This window comes from Diaminobutyricimonas aerilata (assembly GCF_002797715.1).
Taxonomy (GTDB): Bacteria; Actinomycetota; Actinomycetes; order Actinomycetales; family Microbacteriaceae; genus Diaminobutyricimonas; species Diaminobutyricimonas aerilata.
This window is the reverse complement of record NZ_PGFF01000001.1, coordinates 2,552,229-2,576,431: the sequence shown is the minus strand read 5'-3', so window position 1 is coordinate 2,576,431 and position 24,203 is coordinate 2,552,229. Positions and strand designations below refer to the sequence as shown.

Here is a 24,203-nt window from a genome sequence, read left to right as displayed (position 1 = left end):
CGAGTATGCGGACGGGCGGCCCGGGTATGCGGAAAGGGCCGCCCGGAATCCGGGCGGCCCTTCGTGAATCGCTCGGCGTCAGCTGGCGCGGCGACGGCGGGCGACGCCGAGGGCGGTGAGGCCGAATCCTCCCGCCAGGAGCGCGGCCACGAGGCCCGCGATGCCGGCGACCTGCGAGACGCCGGTCGACGCGAGGCGGTCGTCATCGGCGGTGTTGCGGGCCGGGGTCACGACGGCCGGCGCGGGCTGGCCGGTGCCGGGCTGGGCGGGGGCGCCGCCATCACCGACGGGGTCGGTCGGCTCCTCGCCGCCGTTACCCGGATCGGTCGGCTCGCTCGGCTCCTCGACGGTGTAGTCGAAGATGACGCTCACCTCGTTGCCGGCCGCATCCGTGCTCATGAGCAGCACCGAGTGCCCGCCGAGGTCTTTGGTGTCGAGGAACTCGCCGTTCTGCACCTCGCTCGTGCAATCCGCGACACCGGAGATGCTGTCGACGCACTCGTGCCCGAACTCGATCTCGGCGTTCTGCGGCACGACCGCCCCGTTCTCGACCGGGGTGCCGTCCGTGTAGTGCGCCGCGTACGCGATCGTCGGCACCACGGTGTCACGGCGCACCGTGATCGTCTGCGTCTCGCTGCGGTTGCCCGCGGCGTCCTCGGCGTAGTAGGCGATGTCGAAGGCGCCGTCGCTCGGGACGAGGAACTCCGTCGACGTGCCGTCGACCGACACCTCGGGCATGCCGGGGATCGTGTAGTGGATCGACACGCCCTCTTCCGTGGCATCCGCCACCTCGAGGGTGACCTTCGCGTCGGTGCCCGTGAACCACTGGTCGTTGACGTGCGTGCCCGATGCGGTGGCGGTGATCGCGGGCGCCGAGGTGTCGGCGTCGGTGACCGAGTAGCGGTACGGGATGACGGTCTGGTTGCCGGCCACGTCGACCGCGATCACGTCGACGGTGTGGTCGCCCACGGTGCTCGTGTCGAGCTTGCCGTTCGGGAGTTCACCGGTGATGCACATGTCGACGCCCGACAGGTCGTCGGAGCACTCGAACTCGAGCGTGACGTCCGCGCCGAGCTGGAACACGGCGTCCTGCGGCTGCGAGAACGACTGGACGTAGGGGGCCGCCATGTCGATCATCACCGTGCGGGTCGCGACCTCGGAGCTGTTGCCGGCGACATCCACCGCCCACGCGGCGAATTCGTGGTCGCCGCCGAAGCCGATGGTGGCGATGCCGATGTCACCGGGGATGGTCTGCGCCGGCCCTCCGTCGACCTGCCACATGATCGAGGCGACACCGCTCTCGGCGTCGCCGGCGACGAGCTCGATGCTGACCGGCTCGGTGTACCAGCCGCGCGGCGCGGGAGCGGGCATCGCGACGACCAGGGCCGGGGCGATCACGTCGGGATCCTCCGGCTCGGTGGGCTCCTCGGGGTCGGTCGGCTCCTGCGGGTCGGTCGGCTCGTCGGGCTCGGTCGGCTGCTCGGGCTCGGACGGCTCGGCGAGCGTCTCGGCGGGCGATGCGGCGGCGGGCGCGGCATCCGGGGCCTGCTCGACCGCGGGGGCGGCGGGCGCCTCGGCGGCGGGGGCCTCGGCGGGCTGCGCGGGCGACTCGGTCGCGGCCGGCGCCGCGTCGACCGCGGGGGCGATCTCGTCGGCGACTGCGGCGGCCCCGCCGTAGGCGAGGGAGAGCAGGATCGCTCCGGTGGCGGCACCCGCCGCGACGCGGCGGGAGCTGGTGCGGGTGGTCATATCGGTCCTTCTGTGTCGGGGGATCCGGTCGATTCCGACGTTATGAGAGGGGTTCACGCCGGAATCGGGGTCGTCGGCGGCTGCAACCGGGCTGCAATGTCGTGCGCCGGGGTGTCGTGGATGACGGGTGATCGTCGGGCGGGTCTCGATACGGCGGCTTCGCGCGCCTACTCGACCAGCGGATGACGGCCGTGGGCGGCGCAGACTCGACCGCGGGGAACACGACGACGGGCCGCCTCCTGGGGAGAGGCGGCCCGTCGGGTGGGGCGGATGCGCGTCAGCGGTCCGCGCGGCGGGCTCGGCTGACCGCGGTCAGCGTGAAGCCCGCCGTGATGAGCGCCGCGATGAGAGCCGCGACGCCCGCGGCCTGCGCCGCGCCGGTGCTCGCGAGCTCATGCTCGCTCGCCACGGCGGACGTTGCAGGCCGTACCGGCGCCGGCTGGGCGGGCCCCGTGGGGGGTACGGGGGTGCCGCCCGAGCCGGTGCCGGGGTTCGTGTCCGGGTCGGTGCCCGGGTCGGGGTCGGTGCCGGGGGTCGGCGCCTCGACGGTGTACTCGAAGAGCGCGCTCGACTCATGCCCCGCGTTGTCGGTGGTCTCGACCCGCACGGTGTGCAGGCCGAGCGCGCTCGTGTCGAGGGCGTGGCCGTTCGCGACCTCACCGGCGCAGTCCGCAACGCCGGAGGCGGCATCCGTGCACTCGAAGCCGAGCTTCAGCGTCGAGCCCTGGTGCACGACGGCACCCGACGCGACCGGAGCGCCTGCCACATCTGTCGCCGCGAAGGCGATCGCGGGAGCGATCGTGTCGCGACCGATCCGGATCGTCGTGTAGTCGGTGACGTTGCCGATGGGGTCGGCGACCTGCCACTCGATGATGTGCCGACCTTCCCCGAGGGGGATCTCCACCACAGCGGATCGCTCGGACCGGGGCTCGCCGTCCACGCGGAAGGTCCACCGCACTTCGCCGGTCTCATCCGTGGCCGAGAAGCGCAGCATCGCGTCATCGCTGGTCAGCCAGTCGCCGTCGCGGTCACCGAGGTACTCGATCGTCGGCAGGGGTGCCGAGGTGTCGTCGGAGACGGTGTAGCGGTAGGGGATCGTCGCCCGGTTGCCCGCCTTGTCGACGAGCTCGATGGCGAACTCGTGCACACCGAGGGTGCTCGTGTCCAGCCGGTTCTGCGCGTCACGAGCCGTGTCGTCGCAGACCTCGACACCGGAACCGATGTCGGTGCAGAAGTATTCGAGTTCGAACACGCTGTCTTGCGCGACGACCTTCCCCGGCGACGGACGCCACGCGAGCACGTACGGGGTCGATGTGTCCTTCTTCACCTCGTAGACGATCGGAGCGGACCTGTTCCCCGCGGCATCGACGGCCCGGAAGGTCACGTCGTACCGCCCGTCCGCCTCGAAGGTCACAGTGCCGGAAGGGCCGTCGATCCTCTGTACCGCGTCGCCGCTGTTCTCGTACGCGTACTCGATGTGCGTGACGCCGGAGCCTTCGTCGGCGCTCGTGACACCGACCGGGATCGGGCGGGTGTGCCAGCCGCTCGTATCGGGATCCGGGAAGCTCAGCGCGACGACGGGCGGCACGGTGTCCGCGGCCGCGGTGGCGGCTGTGACCGGCGACGGTGCGGGCGCAGCCGGCTCGGGTGTGGCGGGCGTCGAGAGTTCGGCCGTCGTCGGTGCCTGCGCCGATTCGGGAGCGGGACCCGGTTCCGGAGCCGGTTCGGGTGCGGAAGCCGGCTCGAGTGCAGGCTCCGGCGTCGGTTCCGGAGCGGATGCGGGGGCGGGTTCCGGCGCCGCGTCGGCCGGGGCTGCGGGCTCGGCGCTCGCCGATGAGGTCGACGGTGCGGCGACGAGATCGTCGGCGAACGCGGCGCCGCCGAAGGTCAGCGACAGGGCGATCGCGCCGACCGCGGTGCCCGCGCCGATGCGGCGGGCGGAGATGCGGGGAAGCATCGGGTTCCTTTCGGGGAGGGGCGAGAGTGCGGACTCAGGCGGACCAGGCGTCGAACGCCGTGTCGAGGGCGAGCAGGGTGGAGATCAGCTCTTCGCCCTCGTCGGCGCAATCGTCGGTGATCTCGTCGGCGCATCCGGCGTCCGACCACGCGCGGCCGGCGTCGGCCGACGCCTCGAAGGCGGCACGGAGCGCGTCCGTGGCAGCCGGGTCGCCCTCGAGCGAGTCGAGGCCACCGGCGACCTCCTCGTAGCTCGCGGCCAGGTCGGCACCGGCGAGGATGTCGGCACACACGATGTCGTCGGGGCTCAGGGCGAGGTCGACGCTGCAGTCGTTGTTGATCCACTGCTCGGCGATCACGGCGATCGCGCTCTGCTCGATCTCGAGCAGGAAGCCGAAGTCCTCGCCCGACGCCGGGGCGGAGCCGCCGTCGGCGGACGAGTCGCTCGCCGGGGCGGGGGCGGGCGTCGGGTCGGATGCGGCACAACCGGTGAGGGCGGCGACCGCGAGGGTCAGGGGGAGGACGGTGAGGGCGAGGATGCGGGCGCTGTTCGTGGGCATGCCGAGAACGTTAGGAAGAACCGACCGGCCCGTTTCGGCTGCTCGACGCGCTGCAATCCGCGTGCAACACATGGGTCGCACGGCTGCGGGCGTTCAGGAGGGGAGGGACTCCACGAGCTCCCGCGCCTCGGCGAAACCGAGCGTCCGACCGGCGCGGTAGGCGCGCTCGAACGCCGCATCCGTGAGTCCTTCGCGCACGCGGCGGCGCTGATCCTCCGCATCGGGACCCTCCGACGACGCCGTGTCGTAGCCGTACCGGGTGCCCGTCGCGTCGATCATGCCGAGCAGCCGCGCGCCCACCTCGTGCCGCTCGATGTACGCGGTGGAGGCCGCGATCGCGTGCAGCATGATGAGCGCGCTCGTCGGGTCGTCGGTGGCGAGTGCGCTCGCGAGACCCGGCTTGAGCACCGCGATGGCGTCGCGGCCGCGGCGCAGGTCGAGCAGCACCTTCGCGGTCATGTAGGGGGCGAACGCCTGGATCCACCCGGGACCGTTCGCGCTCGCGAGGTGCTGCGCGCGGGCGAGGGCGCGCAGCGCGTCCTGCGGGCGCCCGATCGCCCGCAACAGCTGTCCGTGGCACAGTTCGATCTCGCTCCGGATGGCGGGCGGCGCCGAATCGGCGAGTTCGAGCGAACGGCGCATCATCTCGCGTCCCTGCTCGGCGTCGCCGAACAGGGTGGAGGTGTAGGCGTAGTTCGCCAGAGCGACCGCCTCGAGCGGGGCGTCTCCGGATTCGCGGGCGAGTTCGGCCGCTTCGACGGTGTACCGGGTGATGTCCGCGCCGTTGCCCGCACGGTAGGCGATGAGCGCCCGGCCGCGGCGGAAGCGTGCCTCGAGTGACGGGTCGGTGTCGCCCTCGACGGCGTCCGCACGTTCCGCGGCGTCGAGCGCCTCGTCGACCTGGCCCCTGCGGTACCAGTACGACGCGAGGGTGATGAAGAGCTCGAGGGCCAGGCGGCGCTCGCCGGTGCGTACGGCGGTGTCGAGGGCGAGGCGCAGGTCGGCGCGCGTGGCATCGAGGTCGGCCTGCGCGGCGCGCGCATCCGGGCTCGACAGTCGTTCGGCCGTCGACGCCGCGAAACCGGCCATCCAGCGGGCGTGACGGTCGAACCAGGCCCCCGCATCCGAGTCATCGGTGTCGCGCACGTGCTGACGGATGGCGCGCAGGAGCCGGTACCGGCGGTCACCCGCGTCGTCACCGCTCACCGCGACGAGCGACTTGCGCACGAGTTCGAGCATGACGACGACGACCGGTTCGGAGCCGGTGTCGCAGATGCCCTCCACGGAATCGAGGGTGAAGGGGCCGGCGAAGCGGGCGAGCTGATCCAGCAGCGACCGCTCCGAGTCGCTCAGCAGGGCGGTGCTCCACTCGATCGCGTTGCCGAGGCTCGCATGGCGTCCGCGGCCGGCGCCGAGGCCCGTGCCGGTGGGCAGCGACGCGAGCAGGGCGGACAGGGGCAGCACATCGAGACGACTCGCCGCGAGCTCGACCGCGAGCGGGATGCCGTCGAGCAGCCGGCAGACCTCCGCCACGAGGTCGGCGGTCGACTCGGTCAACTCGAACGTGTCGTCGACGTCTTGCGCGCGCTGCGTGAAGACGGCCACCGCATCCGGGAGCCGGTCGCCGTCGAACGGCGCGACCCGCAGCAGACGCTCACCGGCGATGCCGAGGGGTTCGCGGCTCGTCGCCACGGCGGTGAGTCGTTCGGTGGCGGCCAGCAGCTCCGTGACGAGGCCCCGAGTCTCGGCGAGCACGTGTTCGGCGTTGTCGAGCATGAGCAGCACACGACGCCCCTCGAGGCGGGTCGCGATCGCGGCCGCCGTGGCGGACGCCGCCCCGACGAGTCCCGCCACGAGCGCGGCGACACCCCCGGGCTCGGTCGTCGTGAGGTCGGCGAGATAATGCTCTTCGTCCACCGCTCCCGACTGGCGGGCGTGCTCGATGAGCAGACGTGTCTTGCCGACACCGGCCGGTCCGACGAGGGTCACCAGTCGGGACACGCCGCGTGCCTGCGCGAGCTGCTCGAGCTCCACGGCGCGGCCGACGATCGGGGTGAGCGGGATCGGCACGTTGCTGCGCACCGGCGCGGCCTCGGCGGTGAGCCCGAGCACGCGGGGATCCTGACGGACGATGTCCGCGCGCAGCGCCCGCACGTCCGCCGGCACATCGAGGCCCTGCTGATCGAGCAACCGCTCGCCGTACGCGTCGAGGGCGGCGAGCGCGTCGCTCGTGCGGCCGCCGCGGGCCAGGGCCGTCGCGAGCAGGAGCGTCGGCGCCTCATCGAGGGGACGCTCGGCGGTCAGACGTTCGAGGTCGAGGCGGGCGGCCGCGGCGTCGCCCGCGTCGAGCCGCAGGCGGGCGAGGGCGAGGGCGGCGAGACGCTGTTCCTCGAGCAGTCGCGCGCGGGCGTCCTCCACGAACGGCACGTCGGGCAGGTCGGCGAGCGGGCGTCCGCGCCACCAGCCGAGCGCCACATCGAGGTCGTGGATGCGGTCGGCGATGGCGCGGGAAGGATCGTCCGCCGCGCCCACGACGGCACTGAAGCGCACCGCATCCACCGCGTCGGGGTCGAGCAGGAGCCGGTACCCCTGGCGTCCTCCCTCGACGATGTCGCCGAGGGCGCCCTGCCGCAGGCGAGAGATGTGGGCCCGCAGACTCACCACGATGCGGTCCGACGGCTCGGCCCAGATGTCGGCCACGAGCGTCTCGGTCGCCACGACGGTACCGGCGCTCAGGGCCAGTCGGGCGACGATCGCGCGGGGGATGTCGCCGCCGATCGGAAGGGCGACCTCCCCGTGCCGCACCGTCACCGGTCCGAGCAGGGAGACGGTCGTCGACGACCCCGCCCCGCTCATGCCGTCCACGCCGATCGAGCGTAGTCGAGCCGGACGTTGCAGACCGATTGCGACGGGCTCGGCGGCCGGATGCGCACCCCGGCTGCGCGATTACGGTCGAGCAGACGACCTCCGAAAGGACCACACCATGTCACGATTCGTGATCGAGCCGGTGCCCATCCCGGCCACGATCGACGCTCCCGATGCGGAGGCGTTCCTCGGCACCATCGACGTGCGCAACGCCGTCGAGACCGAGGGGTTCGGCACCGACGAGTTCGAGTACCCGGCGGCGGAGCTGCTGCCCGGCTGGCTCGACCCGTACGAACCGAAGCTGCTCTTCGCCGCGCGCGCCGACGACCGCATCGTCGCGCGCGGCACCATCCAGTTCGCGCTCGGCAGCGACACCGACACGGCGTGGATCTCGGTGCAGGTGCTGCCCGACTACCGGCACCTCGGCATCGGCCGCGCCCTCGCCGACCTGCTCGAGGACCTCGCCCACGATCGCGGCTGCACCCGCGTGATCGTCTACACCGTCTCCCGCGACGGAGCGGGCCCGCGCATTCCGGCCCCCACCGGTTTCGGCTCGGTGCCGCTCGGCAACGCCGAGGTGCGCTTCCTGCTCGCCCGCGGATACTCGCTCGAACAGGTGGAGCGCGCGAGCCGGCTCGCCCTGCCCCTCGCCGACGGCGTGCTCGAGGCGCATCGCGTGGAGGCCGACGCGGCGGCCGGTGCCGACTACCGCGTGGAGGGCTGGAGCGACCTCACGCCGGAGCGCCGGCACGCCGACATGGCGCACCTGCGCACCCGGATGAGCACCGACGCCCCGAGCGCCGGACTCGACGAACCCGAGGATCCGTGGAGCGTCGAGCGGCTCATCGAATCCGAACGCGGCCGTCTCGGCACGGTGACCGTGCTCACGAGCGCGGTCGAGCACATCCCGAGCGGGCGCCTGGTCGGCTTCACCCAGCTGCTCGTGCCCCTCGACACCCGTCGCCCGGTCGTGCAGCAGGACACCCTCGTGCTGCGCGAGCACCGCGGTCACCGGCTCGGCATGCTGCTCAAGATCGCCAACCTGCAGCAACTGCGCGCCGGCGGCTATCCGCACCCGTCGGTCACGACGGTCAACGCGGAGGAGAACCGCCACATGCTCTCCATCAACGAGGCGCTCGGCTTCGTGCCGCTCGCGTACGAGGGGGCGTGGCTCAAGGCCACGTCGGCCCCCTGCCCGCTCGACCGCGGTCCCGAGCTGCCGGCGACGGTGGAGATGCCGATCATCGGCGCCCCGGATGCGGTCGCCGGCTCAGAGCGTCGCGGCGAGCTCCAGCGCGGCTGAGAAGCCGAGCCCGCGACCGCGCTGCTCGGCCGCTTCGAACGCCTCGGCGTCGAGCGCGGCGCGCACGCGGTCGCGGTGGCTCTGCGCATCCGCCCCTTCGGTGGTGACCGGGTTGTACTCGTATCGCACGCCCATCGCGTCGACCATGCCGAAGAGGGTCGCGCCCACCTCCGGCTTGCCGAGCAGCGCCGCCGCTCCACCGAGCGCGTTGAGCAGTGCGAGCGCGCTCGTCGGGTCGTCGGACGCGAGTGCCCCGGCCACTCCGGGGCGCAGTACCGCGACGGCGTCGGCGCCGCGGCCGACGTCGATGAGCACCTTGCCCGTGACGTAGGTGGCCGAGGTCTCCGCCCAGCGATAGCCGGCCTCCGCCGCGAGGGCCCGGGCTCGCGCGAGCACCCGCAGCGCCTGCGCCGGACGACCGAGTCCGCGCTGCATCTGCCCGTGGCACATCTCCACCTCGCCGCGGACCCACGCCGGAGAGTGCTCCGACAGCGTGACGGCGCGCTCCATGAGGCTCTCCGCCGCGGTCGGGTCGCCGAGCAGCGCGAGCCCGTACGCGTCGTTGGCGAGCGCGATCGCCTCGAGGTCGGCGTCGCCGGACTCGTTGCCGAGGCGTGCCGCCTCCCGGATGTAGCCGAAGGCCGACACCGCGTCGCCGCTCTGATAGGCGAGCATCGTGCGCCCGAGCAGGGCGCGTCCCTCGAGCGGCGGCGGCGCCTCTCCCGGTACCGCGAACGCACGCTCGGCGGAACCGAGACCCTCGCCGAAGAGACCGCGGCGGAACCAATGGGTGGCCTGACCGGCGAAGAGCATGAGCGCGAGCGGTCGCGACCCCATCGCCACGGCGGTGTCGAGAGCGAGCTGCAGGTCGGGGCGCGCGTGATCGAGGGCGATGTGCGCGGGACGGGCGTCCGCGGTGACGAGCAGACCGCCCTTCTCGACGGCGAAACCCGCCATCCACACCGCATGCCGGGCGCGCCACTCCTCGACCGGGAAGGTCTTCGGCTGCTGCGCGAAGTAGGCGCGGATGGAGTCGAGCAGGCGGTAGCGCCGCTCACCGCCCTCGTCACCGGTGACCGCGACGAGCGACTTGCGCACGAGTCCCGCGGTGAGCGCGACCGGGTCGCCCGCCGCGCTCTCGCAGATACCGGCGACGGCGTCGAGGGTGAACGGACCGACGAACAGCGCCAGTTGCGTCATGAGGTCGCGCTCGTGCTCCTCGAGCAGTGCCGCGCTCCACCCGATCGCGTTCGCGAGGCTGCCGTGTCGACCGCTGCCGGCGGCGAGGTCGGTGCCGCGCTGCAGCGACCGCACCAGGGCGGGCAGGGGCAGCACGTCGAGGCGGCTCGCCGCGAGGTTGAGGGCGAGGGGGATGCCGTCGAGGGTGCGGCACACCTCGCGCACGAGTTCGGCGGTCGCCTCGTTCACCTCGAACCCGGGTGAGGATTCCTGCGCCCGCTGCTCGAAGATCGTCACGGCCTCGCCGAGTCGGGAACCGTCGAGCGGGCCGATGCGCACGATCCGCTCGCCCCGGATGCCGAGCTGTTCGCGGCTCGTGACGACGATCGTGAGTCCGACCGCGCGCGCGAGCAGCGTCTCGACGGCGGAACGCACGGCGTCGAGCACATGCTCGGCGTTGTCGAGCACGAGCAGAACGCGGCGGCCGGAGAGGCGCCGCGCGATGGCGTCGAGGTCCGCCTCGTGGGCTCCGACGAGATCGGCGAGCAGCGACGGCACCTTGTCGCCGCGGTCGACGACGGTGAGGTCGGCGAGCCACTGCTCGTCGTCGGTCTCGGAGGTCGCCGCGCGGGCGTGCTCCACCACGAGTCGCGTCTTGCCGACGCCGGCCGCGCCGACGAGGGTCACCAGTCGGGCCGCCGCGCGCGCACGCGTGAGCGCCTCGAGCTCCGGGGTGCGCCCGACGAGCGGCGTGAGCGGGATGGGCACGCCCGTGCGCTGCACCGTCTCGGCGCTGACCGCGGTCGTGCCGAGCACCTCCGGCTCCTGCCGCAGGATGCGCGAGCGCAGGTCGGCGAGGGCGGGGGAGAGGGTGCCGCCCTCGCGTTGGGCGGCGTCGAGTGCGGCCAGCGCGTCGCTCGTGCGGCCCGACCGCGCGAGCGCGGTGGAGAGCAGGGTCTGCACGTCGTCGTCGAGCGGGTGCTCGGCGGCGATGTCGGTGAGCCCGAGCGACGCCGTCGCGTTCTCGCCGCGGTCGAGGCGCACGCGGGCGAGCGCGAGCGCGGCGCGGAGCCGGTCGTTCCGCATCCGTGCCCGTGCCGTCTCGAGGAACGGGAATCCGGTGAGGTCGGCGAGCGGGTCGCCGTCCCACGCTCGTTCCAGGTCCGCGAGTTCCGCCGCGAGGTCCGCGTCGATCGGGGCACCCTCGGCGCGGTCGGCCGCAGCCGCGATGCGGCGGGCGTCGATCGCCGTGGGCTCGAGGGTCAACCGGTAGCCGTCGCGTCCGCCCTCGAGCAGGTCGGCGAGCGGGCCGCCGCGCAGCCGGGAGACGTGCGAGCGCAGACTCGTCAGGATGCTCGCCGGCGCGTCACCCCACACATCCCGCACGAGTTCGTCGGCGGGCACGGCGACACCGGCGTCGACCGCGAGCCGCGCGACGATGGCACGAGGGATGTCGCCGCCGATCGGGAGGGCGACGTCGTCGCGCCGCACGGTCACGGGGCCGAACAGCGAGAGGCGGACGGTCGGGGGGTGCTCGGTCACTCGCGGCAGGATATCGGACGCCTGTGACGAGCTCTCACCTGTGGGGGACGCGAGCGGAGTCAGCTGAAGGAGGGCATGTCCAGGTCGGGCACGTCGGTCATCTCCTCCGACCAGTCCGGCCGGGCGGGATGCAGTCGTGCGGTGGCGCTCTCGAGCTTCTCGATGATCGCGGCATCGAACGGTTCGGTGTTCGGTTCCCCGACCGGGTTCGAGAAGATCTGACTCGCCGGACCGATGAGGAAGTGGGAGTAGACGATCGCGCCGTCCTCCTGACGGATGGGCACCTGCACGACGTCGGCGAGGTCGGCCTCCGCGAGCGCTCGCGCATAACGCAGCAGTGCCTTGCACGTCATGTCGTCGGTGAGCACGCTTCCGTTCGCGTAGTAGATGCGCCGCATTCCTGCATCATCGCCGGTGAGGTCGCCCGGGGGGAATCCGCTCGCATCCACTCCTCAGCCACGCACCGCCCCGGCCGGGGGAGGGGAGGAACTGAGAATTCCCCCTTGTTTACGGGAAGATATCTTCCTATAGTCGACCCATGGTCAGACGGAAGCCGGGGTCGCTCCTCCCTCTCGAGGTGCACATCCTCGAAGCGGGGCTCGAACTGCAGGCCGCGGGCAGCGATTTCTACGGCTTCGCCCTGGCGCGCAAGATCGCCGAACGCGACGGCGCCGGCGGGCTGACCGCCCACGGCACCCTCTACAAGGCGCTCGGCCGGCTCTCGGATGCCGGACTGCTCGAGAGCTCGTGGGAAGACGTGGCGCTCTCCGAGGCCGAGGGGCGACCGCGACGCCGGCACTACCGTGTCAGCGGGGCCGGCGCGCGTGCCCTCGCGGCCTCACGCGCCGGTCGTCCCGTCACCGGTGCCGAACCGGGAACGGCCTTCGCATGAGCGCCTCGCGCTCGATCGAGTACCGCCGCGCCGCCCAATGGTCGCGCTGGTGGGCGACCCGCTACACGCGTGGGCTCCCGCCCGAGGTCGCCAACGAGAGGCTCGACGAGCTCGCCGCCGACCTGCACGACCACAGCGCGCACGCCGACGCCACCGGCATGACCGGTCGCGCGCTCGCCGTCGCGATCGTGTCGCGCAGCCTGCGCGGAGTGCCGGCCGACCTCGCCTGGCGGGCCGCTCAGCGCCGCGTCGTCGGCGGTGCCCGCATCGCGTTCAGCGGCCGGCACCTGCCCGTGACGCTGCTCGTCATCGCGATCACGGCATCCGCGCTCTTCGCCATCGGCGGCATGCTCATGAGCCTCACCCTCGCCTCGCAGACCCTGCGCGACCAGCAGTACGCGGAGGTGCTCGCGCTCACGATCGTCGTCTCGATCGCGCTCGTGTGCGGACTCGCGCTGCTCGCACGACGGATCACCCGGTCGATCGGCGCGTTGTGGCTCATCGGTGCCGTGTTCGGCATGGGACACCTCGTGATCCACTACCTCACGCACTACGACACCGTGCTCACCCCGTTGCTCGCCCGGCTACCGGACTGGCCGTCGTTCGTCGTGGCCGAATCGATCGGCGCCGCCCTGCTGTACCTCGCGGTCGCGGTGTGGTGGCTGCCGATCTCCTCGACCCCGATCGAGACGGAGGACGCCCGATGAGGAAGCTCATGACGGTCGTGCTCGCCTCCGCGGGACTCACCCTGATCGCCGGCACCGCCGCGGTCGGCATCATCACGGCGACCGCCACCCCGGCACCCGCGCCGATGGACGAGCCAGCCCAGACGAAGCTCATGGTCGAGGGCGAGAGCACCCGGATCGCGGTCGAGAGTGAGCCGGCGCCGGCCACCGAAGGAGCACCGGCACCCGGGGCGACCCCGGCCACCGAGACCATGGTGATGTTCGAGTACACCCTCAGCGCCGAGGAGCAGGCGCTCGTCGACGAGGGCAACACCTATCCGCCCGACACGCTCATCCCGGATGCCCTCAACACGGCGATCGGCGCCCTGCAGGACCGCATCATCACGGCCTGCATGACCGCCTCCGGCTTCGACTACCTCGCCTATCTCGCCGCCACGGCCGGAGACGGCGAGACCGGGGCCGCGGCGATGGACCAGTGGATCCGCTCCGGGGTCGACCCCACCGCCTTCTTCGCCGCCCTCTACGGCGAGCAGACCGACGAACCCTATGACTGGACCCGAGCGGGATGTGTCGGCTACGCCGTGCACATCACGGGAATGGACGATCAGCATTGAACGCGACAACTGGATCCGTGCCCATCGTCGGCGAACCGCGCCTGCGTCTGGTCGACCCCGCCGCGGGGGAGGCGCTCGACGCCCCGCACCCGGCGACCGTTCCCATCCGCATCCCGACCCGCCACCGGGACGAGGGACCCCTCGCGCTCCTGACCCCGCGCGAGGTCGACGTCTTCTACGCGATCGCGGAGGGCATGACCAACGCCGAGATCGCGCGGGCCTTCACCGTCTCGCTCACGACGGTCAAGACGCACGTCGCGCGCATCCTGCTCAAGCTCGACGCCCGAGACCGCGTGCAGCTCGTGGTGCTCGCCTACCGATCGGGGTTGATGGCGGCGCGGTGACCGCCCGTCACCGGCCCCAGCGACGCACCAGGTAGGCGCCACCGCCGACGAGCAGTCCGACGCCGAGCACTCGACGGACGGCCGTTCTGCGTCGCCCGCCCCATCCGCCGTCGGTGCCGTGACCGGCCACCTCTCCGGAGGGCCGGTAGAGGTTGCCACTCGTCGGTGGGGCCGGCTCGGTGGTCGAGAGATGGGTGCGGTCGACCTGGGCACTCAACACGCCGTCGATGAGCTTCGGCGTCATGCGGTGCTGCCGCACGAGGGCATGCGCGCCCGTGCCGACGGCGATCTCGCGCCGCGGGGCGATCGCGGCGGAGACGACCGCGCGCGCGACCCGGTCGACGGAGTTCACCGGGGGCATCGCGAGCACGCGGCGACCGGTGTAGTTGGCCGCGTTCTCGAAGAAGGGGGTGTCGACCGTGCCGGGAAGCACGGTCGCGATCTTCACGCCCCGCACTCCCTCGAGGCGCAGCTCGTTGCGCAGGCTCCCGGCCATCGCGCGGACCGCGGCCTTCGACATCGAGTAGGCGGAGGCGTAGGGCATCGCGATCTCACCGGCGATCGACGCGACGTTGACGAGCACGCCCTCGCCCTGGGCGCGCATCACCCCGAGGGCGGCGCGGGCGCCGTGCACGTAGCCCATGACGTTGACGTCGAGCACGCGCCGGAAGTCCTCGATGGGCGCATCGAGGAACGGCGAGTAGAACCCCACCGACGCATCGTTGACCCACACGTCGATGCGTCCGAACCGTTGCACGGCGCGACTCGCGAGCACCTGCACGGCGTCCGCGTCGGTCACGTCTGTCGCGACGACGAGGGCGTCCGACCCGAGCTCCCGGCACTGCGCGGCCACCGCATCCAGTTCCTCCTGGGAGCGCGCGGCGAGCACGAGCGACGCCCTCTTCGCCGCGAAACGCAGCGCCGCGGCGCGACCGATCCCGCTCGAGGCGCCCGTGATGACGACCACCCGGTTCTTCAACGACATGGCATGTTCCCTCCGCTGCTCCTGCAGGGACGCTAGGTCGCGCTCCTGGTAGGTGCGGCGTCCCCGCCGTCCGGCACAGCGAATACCCACCTGCCGCATGCCGCTCCCGGGCCGCGTCGCCGTCGTGTCGAGAATTCAGGAGGGGCGTGCCGACGCACGCACGTCGGAAATTCAGGAGTCATGCCCCGCCCCGCAGGCGCGGTGGCGTCGGGAATTCAGGAACAGCCGAGTGGCCGCGGGGTGAGAGCCCTGGGAATCCCGTGGACGCGGAGGCTTCGACGCCGCCGATCTCCTGAATTCCCGACACGGCTCGGCACGCCGTCGGGCACGCCGGAAGTGCGCGACTCCTGAATTTCCGACACCCAGGGCGGCATCCGCACCGTCGCCGCATCCGCCACCCCCGCCGCGTCCGCACGCGGCGCAGGCCGAGTCCACGGACGGGCCGGGCGCCGGCGCCCGGCGATACCCTGAGCCGCATGCCGACCGCACTCGTCACCGGGGGGACCGCCGGGATCGGCGCCGCGTTCGCCCGAGCCTTCGCCGCCCGCGGCCACGACATCGTGCTCGTCGCGCGGGACGCCGCCCGACTGGAACGGGTGGCCGACGAGCTGCGGGTGCGATTCGGGCGACAGACGGAGGTGCTCGTCGCCGACCTCGCGGTGCGGGAGGACGTCGACCGCGTCGCGCAGCGACTCTCCGACCCGGACCGCCCGGTAGACGTCCTCATCAACAACGCCGGCTACGGCATCCACACCCCGCTCGTCTCGGACGACGTCGCCGCCCACGACCGCGCGCTCGACGTCATGGCGCGGGCGGTGCTCGTGCTGAGCGGTGCGGCGGCGCGCGCCATGCGCGGTCGCGGCGGCGGTGCCATCGTCAACGTGTCGAGCGTCGCCGGGTTCGTGAGCCTCGGCGCGTACTCCGCCATCAAAGCGTGGGTCACCTCGTTCACCGAATCCCTCGCCGTCGAACTCCGCGGCACCGGCGTCACCGCGACGGCCCTGTGTCCCGGATGGGTGCGCACCGAATTCCACGAGCGGGCGCAGATCGGTGTCGAGGCGATCCCGAGGTGGTTGTGGCTCGACGCTGACGCGCTCGTCGCCGCGTGCCTGCGCGACGTCGACCGAGGGCGTGTGCTCTCCATCCCGACGGCCCGCTACCGCGCCCTGACCTGGCTCGCCCGCCACCTGCCCCGGTCGGCGGTGCGGGGCGTCTCCGCCGCGGTGGACGCGCGTCGCACATGAGCGGCGGATGACCGCAGCATGTGAGAAACCTGGACACGACTCGCGCGTCTCATCGACGGCGGGGCAGGGTGAAGACATGAAGCGCGTGTACTACTCCAGCGGGTCCGTGCTCACCGGCGACCGACTGGCCGATGACGTCATCGACTACGCGGCGGCGCTCGCCCGGAACGGCCAGGCCGACAACGTCCGCATCCCGGTCATGCTCGAGGACGGTTCGCCGAGCGACGCGAACCTGCTGCTCGGGCCGGCGAGCGAGCTCGTGGCCGTCGGGGAGGCCGCCGAGGCGCCCGATCCGCGCGACGACGACACCGCGCAGTACATGGAACGGCGGGTCAAGGAACTCTCCGTGCCGCGCCCCCGCGCTGCTGCAGCGGTGACCCCGGTGCTCGCCGAGGACTACGACTACTGACCGCTCACTGCATGCGGTAACGCGCGAGCGCATCCGCGTCCCGAGCGTGCGTCGCCGCCCGGCGGGCGATGTCGAGCGCCTCGACCGGATCCGGCGTGCGCTCCGCCACCTCGAGTTCGCGTTCCGCCTCGGCGAGCCGCGTGCGCGCATCCGGGCCCACCTGCCCGCGTGCGCTCTCGACGAGAGCGCGCACACCCGCGATCGCGTCGCGGGTCGTGCGCACGGTCGTGTCGAGCGCCGCCCGCGCATGCTCGAGTCGCTGCGCCTGGGAGCGTGCGGAGGCGAGCGCGTGATCGAGATCGGCGACCACGTCGGCGAGATGGTCGGTCGCGGCGATCGGATCCGCGCCGCCCGCCCGCAGCGCGTCTTCGACATCGGCGATCGCGTCGTTGATGGCGCCCGCCGTCTCGGCGTCGGGGGCGTGGTCCCGAGCGCGGCGGGCCTCCTCGAGGTCCGCTTCCGTGCGCCGCTCCACCTCCTCCCGACGCACGGCCGCCGCGTCGAGCGCGGCGGCGAGTCCGTCCACTCGGTCGGCCGCGTCGGTGGCGCGTCGGGCGAGGGCCTCCGACTCGGCGATCCGATCCGTCACCGCGGTGACCGGACCGTCGAGTCCCGCCTCGGCGTCGTCCGCCACCGCGGACGCGTCGGCGACAGCGCGCCGCACCTCGTCGGCGGCGATGACGAGGGAGGCGGTCGCGTCGGTGCCGTAGCGCTGCGCGAGGTCGTGCAGCAGTCGCGGGTGCGCCTCGGCGCGCCGCTCGACCGCCTCGAGGGACCGGCGGATGCGCTCGAGCCGCGCGGGCGCATCGGCCTCCGCGCTGCGCAAGCGGGTGAAGCCGCGGGACTGTTCCTCGAGTGCGGTGCGGGCCTCGTCGCAGCGCGAGGCGATGCGACGCGACCAGCTGGCCCGCTCCCGATCCGAGTCGGGTTCGGCGTCGTCGAGCCGCTGGCGCAGCGCGAAGGCGTCGCGCAGCACGACGCGCGCCTCCTCGAGCGCGGAGGCGAATCCGCGGGTGCGTTCCTCGCCGAACTGGGCGACCGCGAAGCCGAGCTCGGCCTCCGCCTCCGCCACCGCGTCGTCGAGCCGCACGAGCGCCACGCCGGCCTCCGTCTCGAGCCGCCGCAACCCCTCCCGGGACGCGGCGTCGTCGCGCCGCCGCCGGCGCGACAGGGCGACCATGCCCGCGATCGTTCCCACGCCGACCACGGCGAGCACCGTCACGACGGCCACCGCGACGGCTCGAGCGAGCTCCGAGTCCATGCGCCGATCGTACAAACCCCGCGTATCCTCCACGGATTCACGCGGATCCGGGCTTAAGGTGGCCCACGTGTGGCGCGCCGAACGGAACTTGGACGACCTCGAGGAGGAGACGATGCACGTGCAGAAGCAGGTGACCGCTCCCCACGCGATCAGCCTCGGTGATCCCACGCTGACCACGGGGAACGCGGCCGAGCCCGTCTGGCGACGCTGGCGTGAACAGCTCGCCGCGATCGGCGGCACCTCCCCGCTGCTGCACTTCCACGACGTGCCGCGCTCCCGCATCGAGCTCTCGACCACGCACCCCGGCGGGCTCGCCCAGTTCATCACCGGCAAGACGACGATGCTGTCGAGTCTCATCCGCGACGAACTCGCCTTGCGCCAGGCGAAGCTCGCCGCCGGGGCGATCGCGTCGAAAGGCGTCGAACTGTCGACGGCCCGCGGACTCGACGCCGTGCACCTCGCCATCGGCATCGTCGAGTGGTCGCACGACGGCACCGAGTACCGCGCGCCGATCCTGCTGCGCCCGCTCGGCATCCGGCGCCACGGCCGCGACTTCGAACTCAAACTGCGCGGCACCGCGCGCCTCAACCCCGAACTCGCCCGCGCCCTGAGCAGCCAGTTCGGCATCGTGCTCGACGCCGACGCCTTCGTCGCCCTCACCACCCAGGAGGGCTCCTTCAAGCCCAACGCGGTCATCGACCGCTTGCGCGGCCTCACCGGGCACCTCGACGACATCCGCGTCTTCCCGCGACTCGTGGTCTCCTCGTTCGTCGATGTCGCCGGGGCCATGCGCGCCGACGCCGCCGACCTCGCGCATCCGGTGCTCGACGCCCTCGCCGGCAACGCGAGCGCCAAGTGGGAGGTGGAGGAGGGGTACCGCCCCGTCGAACCCGCCCACCCCGACCACCGGGAGCCGACCACCGACATCCTGCTACTCGACGCCGACGCCGAGCAGGAGAACGTCATCGCGCAGATCGCCGCGGGCAACTCCGTCGTCGTGAAGACGCTCCCGGGCACCGGCGGCACCCAGACGATCGTCAACGCCCTCGGCACGCTCGTGGCGCAGAACAAGCGCGTGCTCGTCGTGAGTCCGCGCCGCGCGACCCTCGACGGCATCGCGCAGCGTTTCGCCGACATCGGGCTCGCCGGCCTCGCTGTCGCCCCCGGCACGCTGCGTCGCGACGTCATCCGCTCGATCTCGCGGGCCGAGAAGGCCGCGAAGCCGCAACTCGCCGAGGTCGATGACGCGCTCGTGCGGCTGCGCCGCGTGCTGCTCGACTACCGCGGCGCGCTCACCAAGGCCGACCCGGCGCTCGGGGTCAGCGTGCTCGACTGCGTCACCGAACTGAGCCGGCTCGCGCTGCTGCCGACCCCTCCGGCGACGACGGCGCGACTCTCGCGCGAAGCGATCGAGCGGCTCGCCGACGACCGTCACGACGCCGCGGAGGCGATGGTGGCGGCCGCGCGCCTCGGCGAATTCAAGTACGGGCCCGGCGACTCCGCCTGGTACGGCGCCGTCTTCGCGACCGGCGAGGAGGCGGGTCACGCCCACTCGCTCGCGCAGCGCCTCGCGGACGAGGCACTGCCGCGCCTGCTCGTGCGCGCGAACCACCTCATCGAGGGCACCGCGCTGCGGCCCTTCACGACGATCGCCGAACTCGGCATCTACCTGCGGCTGCTCACCGACCTGCGCGAGACGCTCGACCGGTTCCAGCCGATGGTGTTCGACCGCTCCCTCAGCGAACTCATCTCCGCCACGGCATCGCGGCGCGACGCGCCGGAGATGTCGACGGGCAACCGCCGCCGGCTCAAGAAGCTCGCCCGCGAATACGTGCGCCCGGGTGTGCACGTCAGCGATCTGCACGGTGCGCTCACCAGGATCCAGCAGCAGCGCATCCTGTGGCAGCGCTACGCGACCGCCGGTGCGGTGCCGGAGGTGCCGGTCGGCATCGCGGATGTGCAGGTCGCCTACCAGCAGGTGGCGCAGGATCTCGCGTCCCTCGACGGCCCGCTCGGTCGCACCGGCCGGGAGAACGCCCTCGGGCAGCTGCCGCTCGACGACCTCACCCGACTCGTCGGCGCCCTCGCGGAGCCGTCGGACGTTCTGCACAACCTGCAGGAGCGCACGCAGCTCATGACGCGCCTGCGCGGGCTGCAGCTCGATCCGCTCATCGCCGACCTCGCCGTGCGACACGTTCCCGAGGACCAGGTCGAGGCGGAACTCGAACTCGCCTGGTGGACCTCGTCGCTCGAGTCGCTGCTCGAGCAGGAGCGCGCGCTGCTCGGCGCCGACACGAGCGTGCTCGACCGGCTCGAGGCGGACTTCCGTCTCGTCGACGAGGCGCACGTGGCCGGCAGCGCGGGTCTGCTCGGCTGGCAGCTCGCGGAGAACTGGAAGATCGGACTCGTCGACTGGCCGGATGAGGCGGACGGGCTCAAGAAGCTGCTGCGACACCCCAGCGTCACGGCGTACGAACTGCAGACGACCGCTCCGCACCTGTCGCGGGCGATCGCGCCGGTGTGGATCTCGTCGCCGTACGAGGTGCACACGATCACCGACACCATGCCGTTCGACGCGGTCGTGCTCGTCGACGCGGGGGCGACGACCCTCGCCGAGAACGTCGGCGCCATCCGTCGCGGCAAGCAGATCGTGGCGTTCGGAGACCCGGTGACGCAGACCCCGGCCGCGTTCGAGACCGCCATCCCGGTGGCCGAACGCGACGACCGGCCCACGAACTCCGCCCACCGCGAGGGCGAGGACATCGAGCAGCTGCACGCCGACTCGGCGCTCGCGCGTCTCGGCTCGCTGCTGCCGACCCTCTCGCTCACGCGCAGCTACCGCGCCGGGGGCGAGGACCTCGCCGAGCTCGTCAACCGCCGCTTCTACGGCGGACGCATCGAGTCGTTCCCGTGGGCGGGCAGCTTCCTCGGTCACGGCAGCCTCGCGATCGAGCACATCCGCGAGGGCAGCGGACTCCCCGACGAGGAGACCGGCGCCGTCGAGAGCGTCGACGCCGAGGTCGCCCGCGTGGTGGAGCTCGTGCTCGATCACGCCGCGAAGCGACCGCGCGAGTCGCTCATGGTCATCACCGCGAGCGCGAAGCACGCCGTGCGGGTGCAGCAGGCGGTGCTCAACGCCGTGGCCGGCCGCGCCGACCTCACCGAGTTCGTCGTCGCCGACCGCGCGGAACCGTTCACCGTCCTGACGGTGGAGCAGGCCGTGGCGGAGAGCCGCGACCGTGTCATCTTCTCCATCGGCTTCGGCCGCACCCCGCACGGTCGTGTGCTGTCGAACTTCGGCGCACTCGGCGAGCCCGGGGGAGAGCGGCTGCTCGCCGTGGCGATGACCCGCGCCCGGCGCGCCCTCACGGTCGTGTCGTGCTTCGTCGCCGACGACCTCGACGAGGACCGCATGCAGCACGGCGCCGTCGCCCTCGCGCAGATCCTGCGCGAGGTGTCGGCCCGCGATGCGATCGAGCACCTGCCCGACGACAGCGATCCGATGCTCGTCGACCTGGCCCGTCGCCTCGAGGCGCGCGGCGTGCACTCGGTGCTCGGGCACCGCGGCAAGCTCGGCCTCGTCGCCGCCCACGGCGGTGTGTGCGTCACCGTCGACACGGATGCGGCGCTGCTCGGTTCGTCGCTGCGGGAGTCGCTGCGGCTGCGTCCCGAGATCCTGCGCCGGCTCGGATGGCACTACGTCCGCGTGCACGCGTTCGAACTCTTCAGCGAGCCCGACGCGGTCGCTGACCGCATCTGCGTGCTGCTCGGAGTGCCCACGGGGCCGGTGACGGAGGAGATCCCCGTCATCCGCACCGCCGATGCCTGAGTCGCCTCGCGAGTCGGGATCTGGGGCAGGGTTTCCCGAACCGTCGGCGGAGGCGCGGCACCGCGGACGACGCGGGCGCCGTCGGGTCACGACGGACCCGCCCCCCGGCTCCGACCCGGCGCCCGCACCGGAACCGCCGCGCCACTCGAGCACCGAGAACGACTCCCGGCTGCGCGCCGAGAAGCCGCCGCACTACTGACCCGCGTCCGCGGCCAGGCCGGCCGCGTCAGCGCCGGTCACGGATCGCGTCGCGCGACAGCTTGTCGTTCGCGCGGCAGAACTTTCAGCCGCGCAAGCGCGAAGGTGTAGCGCGACGGCGTGAGACGCGCCGGGTGGCGTCGAGGGACGCGGGCGGACTGGGTCCCGGCGTCAGGCGGTGTGCTTGCCGTCGTGACCCGCGCCGAGTCCCTCGGCGGTCTGGCCCTTCGCGATGAGGTCGCGGATGTCCTTGAGCAGTTCGAGCTCCGTCGGGGGAGTGTCGGCGGCGACGGGCTTCTCGCCCTGCTCCTTCTTGGCGAACGCCACCCGCTTGAGGTGGTTGATCGGCATCACGAGCACGAAGTACACGACCGCGGCGACGATGAGGAACTGCAGCAGGGCGCCGAGCACGGCGCCGAAACGCAGGTCCGCGCCGTCCCCGGTGAACGACGGGATCGTGACGATGAGCGCGTCGTCGAGGGTGCTCGCGTTGAAGAGCGCGCCGATCGCGGGGTTGAACACATTCGTGACGAGCGAGGTCACGATCGCCGTGAACGCCGTTCCGATCACGACGGCGACGGCGAGGTCGACGACGTTCCCGCGCAGCAGGAACTCCTTGAAACCCTTGAGCATGGCGACACCTTTCACGGATGCGGTCGCCCGGCAGCCTAGCGAAGGGCCGCCGTCATCCCGCCCGCGACTAGGCGGCGCTCGACCCTGACGACCCTGACGACCCTGACGACCCCGACGAGGAGGAACCGGAGGAGCTCGAGCCGGACGATGAAGACCCCGAAGACGACGACGACGAACCCTTCGACTCCGACGACGACGACGACGACGACGGCTTGGCGCGGCTGTCGGTGCGGTAGAACCCCGACCCGTTGAAGGTCACCCCGACGGCGCTGAACAGCTTGCGGAGCTTGCCGCCGCAGGTGGGGCACTCGGTAAGTGCGTCGTCGGTGAACGCCTGCTGGATGTCGAACGCGGTGCCGCACTCGGTGCAGCGGTAGGAATAGGTGGGCAACGATTACCTCGAGAAATGAGTGATGCCGGATGGGGTGACGACGCCGTCGACGGGGCGGTCATGCCGCTCGCGAGGCACCTCGTCGACGACCTCGCTGTCGAAGAGAACAGCATAAACCGGCGGACACTTCTCCATGGATCCGAGGGTCTTGTCGAAGTATCCGCGGCCCCAGCCCATCCGCATGCCCGTGCGGTCGACCGAGGCCGCCGGCACGACGATGAGGTCGACCTCGTTGATCGCGAGGGGGCTCAGCAGCTCGCTCGTCGGCGTCGGCATGCCGAGGTGATCCGCCTCCTCCGCGCCGGCGTCGTACGGTGCCCAGTCGAGCAGCCCGTCGTTCCGCGAGACGGGCAACAGCACCTCGATGTCCTGCCGCCACGCCCAGTCGACGAACGGACGGACGTCCGGCTCGTCGGGGCGGGAGAGGTAGGCGGCGATCCTGCGCACGCCGAGGTCGCTCGCGAGGTCCACCAGGTGCTGCGTCAGCCGGCTCGACGCGGCTTCGCGCTCCGGCTCCGTCATCGTGCGTCGCCGTTCGCGCAGCTCTGCGCGGAGAGCGCGTTTGGCGTTCGCCACCGCGTCGGTCATGGGTCGATTCTACGAGCCGCATGTGAACGGTTCATTTCATCCGGCGAAGCCGTCACTGACCCCCGCTAGGGTGTCGTCTCATGGGCGAACCGATCACCAAAGCTGTCATTCCCGCCGCCGGGCTGGGCACACGATTCCTGCCGGCGACCAAGGCCATGCCGAAGGAGATGCTCCCGGTCGTGGACAAGCCGGCCATCCAGTACGTCGTGGAGGAGGCGGTCGAGTGCGGCCTGACCGACGTGCTCGTGATCACCGGACGCAACAAGCACGCGCTCGCGAACCACTTCGACCGCGTCACCGAGCTCGAGGCGGCGCTGCAGCTCAAGGGTGACGAGGAGCGGCTGCGCCGCGTCAACAAGTCGAGCGACCTCGCCAACATGCACTACGTGCGCCAAGGCGACCCGCTGGGACTCGGGCACGCCGTGCTGCGGGCCAAGATGCACGTGGGCCACCAGTCGTTCGCCGTGCTGCTCGGTGACGACATCATCGACGAGCGCGACGCTCTGCTCTCCCGCATGATCGAGGTCGCACAGGAGAAGAACACCTCCGTCGTCGCTCTGCTCGAGGTCGACCCCGCCCAGACGAGCATGTACGGCATCGCGACCGTCGAGGCGACCGGCGACGACGACGTGGTGCGGATCACCGGCATGGTCGAGAAGCCCTCCCCGGAGGACGCCCCCTCGAACCTGGCCATCATCGGCCGCTACGTGCTGCGCCCCGAGGTGTTCGAGGTGCTCGAGAACACGGCGCCCGGCAAGGGCGGCGAGATCCAGCTGACGGATGCGCTGCAAGAGATGGCGAAGGACGACGCGGTCGGCGGCGTGTACGGCATCGTCTTCCGCGGCCGCCGCTACGACACCGGCGATCGGCTCGACTACATCAAGGCCATCGTGCAGATCGCCGTCGACCGCGACGACCTCGGCGCCGACGTGCGCTCGTGGCTCAAGGACTTCGTCGGGCGGCTCGACTAGTCCC

At 72.2% G+C, this 24,203-nt stretch carries 20 protein-coding genes; 9 read left to right on the top strand and 11 right to left on the bottom strand.

What is annotated here, in order from left to right; genetic code table 11:
* Window positions 1-78: 78 nt before the first annotated feature.
* From CLV46_RS12410 to CLV46_RS12395, 4 genes are all read right to left on the bottom strand, one after another.
* Window positions 79-1,749: a hypothetical protein gene (locus CLV46_RS12410; RefSeq protein ID WP_100365062.1), complete on the bottom strand. Its 1,671-nt coding sequence runs from the start codon at window positions 1,747-1,749 to the stop codon at window positions 79-81.
* Between the two features lie 277 nt (window positions 1,750-2,026).
* A complete protein-coding gene (locus CLV46_RS12405) occupies window positions 2,027-3,706 on the bottom strand; it encodes an OmpL47-type beta-barrel domain-containing protein (RefSeq protein WP_100365061.1) in 1,680 nt (559 codons plus the stop codon).
* Window positions 3,707-3,740: 34 nt separating this feature from the next.
* Window positions 3,741-4,265, bottom strand: coding sequence for a hypothetical protein (locus CLV46_RS12400; RefSeq protein WP_100365060.1), 525 nt, complete (start codon window positions 4,263-4,265; stop codon window positions 3,741-3,743).
* Window positions 4,266-4,358: 93 nt separating this feature from the next.
* The gene (locus CLV46_RS12395; RefSeq protein WP_245867080.1) at window positions 4,359-7,121 is read right to left on the bottom strand and encodes an AfsR/SARP family transcriptional regulator; all 2,763 of its coding nucleotides are present in this window, start codon (window positions 7,119-7,121) and stop codon (window positions 4,359-4,361) included.
* 127 nt (window positions 7,122-7,248) lie between these two features.
* Between CLV46_RS12395 and CLV46_RS12390 the strand changes: the two genes are divergently transcribed.
* Window positions 7,249-8,433: a GNAT family N-acetyltransferase gene (locus CLV46_RS12390; RefSeq protein ID WP_170028570.1), complete on the top strand. Its 1,185-nt coding sequence runs from the start codon at window positions 7,249-7,251 to the stop codon at window positions 8,431-8,433.
* Here CLV46_RS12390 and CLV46_RS12385 read toward each other — a convergent pair.
* Window positions 8,401-11,154 carry an ATP-binding protein gene (locus CLV46_RS12385; RefSeq protein ID WP_100365058.1) on the bottom strand — a complete coding sequence of 918 codons (2,754 nt, stop codon included), beginning with the start codon at window positions 11,152-11,154 and terminating at the stop codon, window positions 8,401-8,403. The genes CLV46_RS12390 and CLV46_RS12385 overlap by 33 nt on opposite strands.
* A 59-nt stretch (window positions 11,155-11,213) precedes the next feature.
* Window positions 11,214-11,552: a hypothetical protein gene (locus CLV46_RS12380; RefSeq protein WP_100365057.1), complete on the bottom strand. Its 339-nt coding sequence runs from the start codon at window positions 11,550-11,552 to the stop codon at window positions 11,214-11,216.
* 140 nt (window positions 11,553-11,692) lie between these two features.
* On the opposite strand from CLV46_RS12380, the gene CLV46_RS12375 reads away from it, so the two are divergent.
* From CLV46_RS12375 to CLV46_RS17125, 4 genes are read left to right on the top strand one after another with little or no spacing between them, the layout of a single operon-like run.
* A complete protein-coding gene (locus tag CLV46_RS12375) occupies window positions 11,693-12,046 on the top strand; it encodes a PadR family transcriptional regulator (RefSeq protein WP_100365056.1) in 354 nt (117 codons plus the stop codon).
* Window positions 12,043-12,753 carry a hypothetical protein gene (locus tag CLV46_RS12370; RefSeq protein WP_100365055.1) on the top strand — a complete coding sequence of 237 codons (711 nt, stop codon included), beginning with the start codon at window positions 12,043-12,045 and terminating at the stop codon, window positions 12,751-12,753. The genes CLV46_RS12375 and CLV46_RS12370 overlap by 4 nt, the downstream gene beginning before the upstream one ends.
* Window positions 12,750-13,346 carry a hypothetical protein gene (locus CLV46_RS12365; RefSeq protein WP_157802315.1) on the top strand — a complete coding sequence of 199 codons (597 nt, stop codon included), beginning with the start codon at window positions 12,750-12,752 and terminating at the stop codon, window positions 13,344-13,346. The genes CLV46_RS12370 and CLV46_RS12365 overlap by 4 nt, the downstream gene beginning before the upstream one ends.
* Window positions 13,343-13,690: a response regulator transcription factor gene (locus CLV46_RS17125; RefSeq protein ID WP_342746116.1), complete on the top strand. Its 348-nt coding sequence runs from the start codon at window positions 13,343-13,345 to the stop codon at window positions 13,688-13,690. The genes CLV46_RS12365 and CLV46_RS17125 overlap by 4 nt, the downstream gene beginning before the upstream one ends.
* A gap of 7 nt (window positions 13,691-13,697) precedes the next feature.
* On the opposite strand, the gene CLV46_RS12355 is transcribed toward CLV46_RS17125, so the two are convergent.
* Entirely contained in the window at window positions 13,698-14,675 is a 978-nt protein-coding gene (locus CLV46_RS12355; RefSeq protein ID WP_100365052.1) for an SDR family NAD(P)-dependent oxidoreductase, read from the bottom strand.
* Window positions 14,676-15,151: 476 nt separating this feature from the next.
* Here CLV46_RS12355 and CLV46_RS12350 point away from each other — a divergent pair, with 476 nt between their 5' ends.
* Both CLV46_RS12350 and CLV46_RS12345 read left to right on the top strand, forming a co-directional pair.
* Entirely contained in the window at window positions 15,152-15,919 is a 768-nt protein-coding gene (locus tag CLV46_RS12350) for an SDR family NAD(P)-dependent oxidoreductase (RefSeq protein ID WP_100365051.1), read from the top strand.
* 76 nt (window positions 15,920-15,995) lie between these two features.
* A complete protein-coding gene (locus tag CLV46_RS12345; RefSeq protein WP_100365050.1) occupies window positions 15,996-16,328 on the top strand; it encodes a hypothetical protein in 333 nt (110 codons plus the stop codon).
* 4 nt (window positions 16,329-16,332) lie between these two features.
* Here the strand turns inward: CLV46_RS12345 and CLV46_RS12340 are convergent, their stop codons facing one another.
* Window positions 16,333-17,589, bottom strand: coding sequence for a hypothetical protein (locus tag CLV46_RS12340; RefSeq protein ID WP_100365049.1), 1,257 nt, complete (start codon window positions 17,587-17,589; stop codon window positions 16,333-16,335).
* A 112-nt stretch (window positions 17,590-17,701) separates the two neighbouring features.
* Here CLV46_RS12340 and CLV46_RS12335 point away from each other — a divergent pair, with 112 nt between their 5' ends.
* Window positions 17,702-21,418: a DUF4011 domain-containing protein gene (locus CLV46_RS12335; RefSeq protein ID WP_245867077.1), complete on the top strand. Its 3,717-nt coding sequence runs from the start codon at window positions 17,702-17,704 to the stop codon at window positions 21,416-21,418.
* 369 nt (window positions 21,419-21,787) lie between these two features.
* Here the strand turns inward: CLV46_RS12335 and mscL are convergent, their stop codons facing one another.
* From mscL to CLV46_RS12320, 3 genes are all read right to left on the bottom strand, one after another.
* Entirely contained in the window at window positions 21,788-22,249 is a 462-nt protein-coding gene (gene mscL / locus CLV46_RS12330; RefSeq protein WP_100365047.1) for a large conductance mechanosensitive channel protein MscL, read from the bottom strand.
* A 67-nt stretch (window positions 22,250-22,316) separates the two neighbouring features.
* Window positions 22,317-22,640: an FmdB family zinc ribbon protein gene (locus CLV46_RS12325; protein WP_100365046.1), complete on the bottom strand. Its 324-nt coding sequence runs from the start codon at window positions 22,638-22,640 to the stop codon at window positions 22,317-22,319.
* A 3-nt stretch (window positions 22,641-22,643) separates the two neighbouring features.
* Complete coding sequence (locus CLV46_RS12320) at window positions 22,644-23,228, bottom strand: 5-formyltetrahydrofolate cyclo-ligase (RefSeq protein WP_100365045.1); 585 nt, start codon at window positions 23,226-23,228, stop codon at window positions 22,644-22,646.
* An 80-nt stretch (window positions 23,229-23,308) separates the two neighbouring features.
* Here CLV46_RS12320 and galU point away from each other — a divergent pair, with 80 nt between their 5' ends.
* Entirely contained in the window at window positions 23,309-24,199 is an 891-nt protein-coding gene (gene galU, locus CLV46_RS12315) for a UTP--glucose-1-phosphate uridylyltransferase GalU (protein WP_100365044.1), read from the top strand.
* Window positions 24,200-24,203 lie beyond the last annotated feature (4 nt).

What these genes read in the sequence shown, in the direction of transcription:
- CLV46_RS12410 (WP_100365062.1), bottom strand. Translation starts at nt 1,749, where the DNA reads ATGACCACCCGCACCAGCTCCCGCCGCGTCGCGGCGGGTGCCGCCACC.
- CLV46_RS12370 (WP_100365055.1), top strand. Translation starts at nt 12,043, where the DNA reads ATGAGCGCCTCGCGCTCGATCGAGTACCGCCGCGCCGCCCAATGGTCG.
- CLV46_RS12380 (WP_100365057.1), bottom strand. Translation starts at nt 11,552, where the DNA reads ATGCGGCGCATCTACTACGCGAACGGAAGCGTGCTCACCGACGACATG.
- mscL (WP_100365047.1), bottom strand. Translation starts at nt 22,249, where the DNA reads ATGCTCAAGGGTTTCAAGGAGTTCCTGCTGCGCGGGAACGTCGTCGAC.
- CLV46_RS12375 (WP_100365056.1), top strand. Translation starts at nt 11,693, where the DNA reads ATGGTCAGACGGAAGCCGGGGTCGCTCCTCCCTCTCGAGGTGCACATC.
- CLV46_RS12340 (WP_100365049.1), bottom strand. Translation starts at nt 17,589, where the DNA reads ATGGACTCGGAGCTCGCTCGAGCCGTCGCGGTGGCCGTCGTGACGGTG.
- CLV46_RS12320 (WP_100365045.1), bottom strand. Translation starts at nt 23,228, where the DNA reads ATGACCGACGCGGTGGCGAACGCCAAACGCGCTCTCCGCGCAGAGCTG.
- CLV46_RS12365 (WP_157802315.1), top strand. Translation starts at nt 12,750, where the DNA reads ATGAGGAAGCTCATGACGGTCGTGCTCGCCTCCGCGGGACTCACCCTG.
- CLV46_RS12400 (WP_100365060.1), bottom strand. Translation starts at nt 4,265, where the DNA reads ATGCCCACGAACAGCGCCCGCATCCTCGCCCTCACCGTCCTCCCCCTG.
- CLV46_RS12345 (WP_100365050.1), top strand. Translation starts at nt 15,996, where the DNA reads ATGAAGCGCGTGTACTACTCCAGCGGGTCCGTGCTCACCGGCGACCGA.
- CLV46_RS12355 (WP_100365052.1), bottom strand. Translation starts at nt 14,675, where the DNA reads ATGTCGTTGAAGAACCGGGTGGTCGTCATCACGGGCGCCTCGAGCGGG.
- CLV46_RS12350 (WP_100365051.1), top strand. Translation starts at nt 15,152, where the DNA reads ATGCCGACCGCACTCGTCACCGGGGGGACCGCCGGGATCGGCGCCGCG.
- CLV46_RS12405 (WP_100365061.1), bottom strand. Translation starts at nt 3,706, where the DNA reads ATGCTTCCCCGCATCTCCGCCCGCCGCATCGGCGCGGGCACCGCGGTC.
- CLV46_RS12390 (WP_170028570.1), top strand. Translation starts at nt 7,249, where the DNA reads ATGTCACGATTCGTGATCGAGCCGGTGCCCATCCCGGCCACGATCGAC.
- CLV46_RS12395 (WP_245867080.1), bottom strand. Translation starts at nt 7,121, where the DNA reads ATGAGCGGGGCGGGGTCGTCGACGACCGTCTCCCTGCTCGGACCGGTG.
- galU (WP_100365044.1), top strand. Translation starts at nt 23,309, where the DNA reads ATGGGCGAACCGATCACCAAAGCTGTCATTCCCGCCGCCGGGCTGGGC.
- CLV46_RS12335 (WP_245867077.1), top strand. Translation starts at nt 17,702, where the DNA reads ATGCACGTGCAGAAGCAGGTGACCGCTCCCCACGCGATCAGCCTCGGT.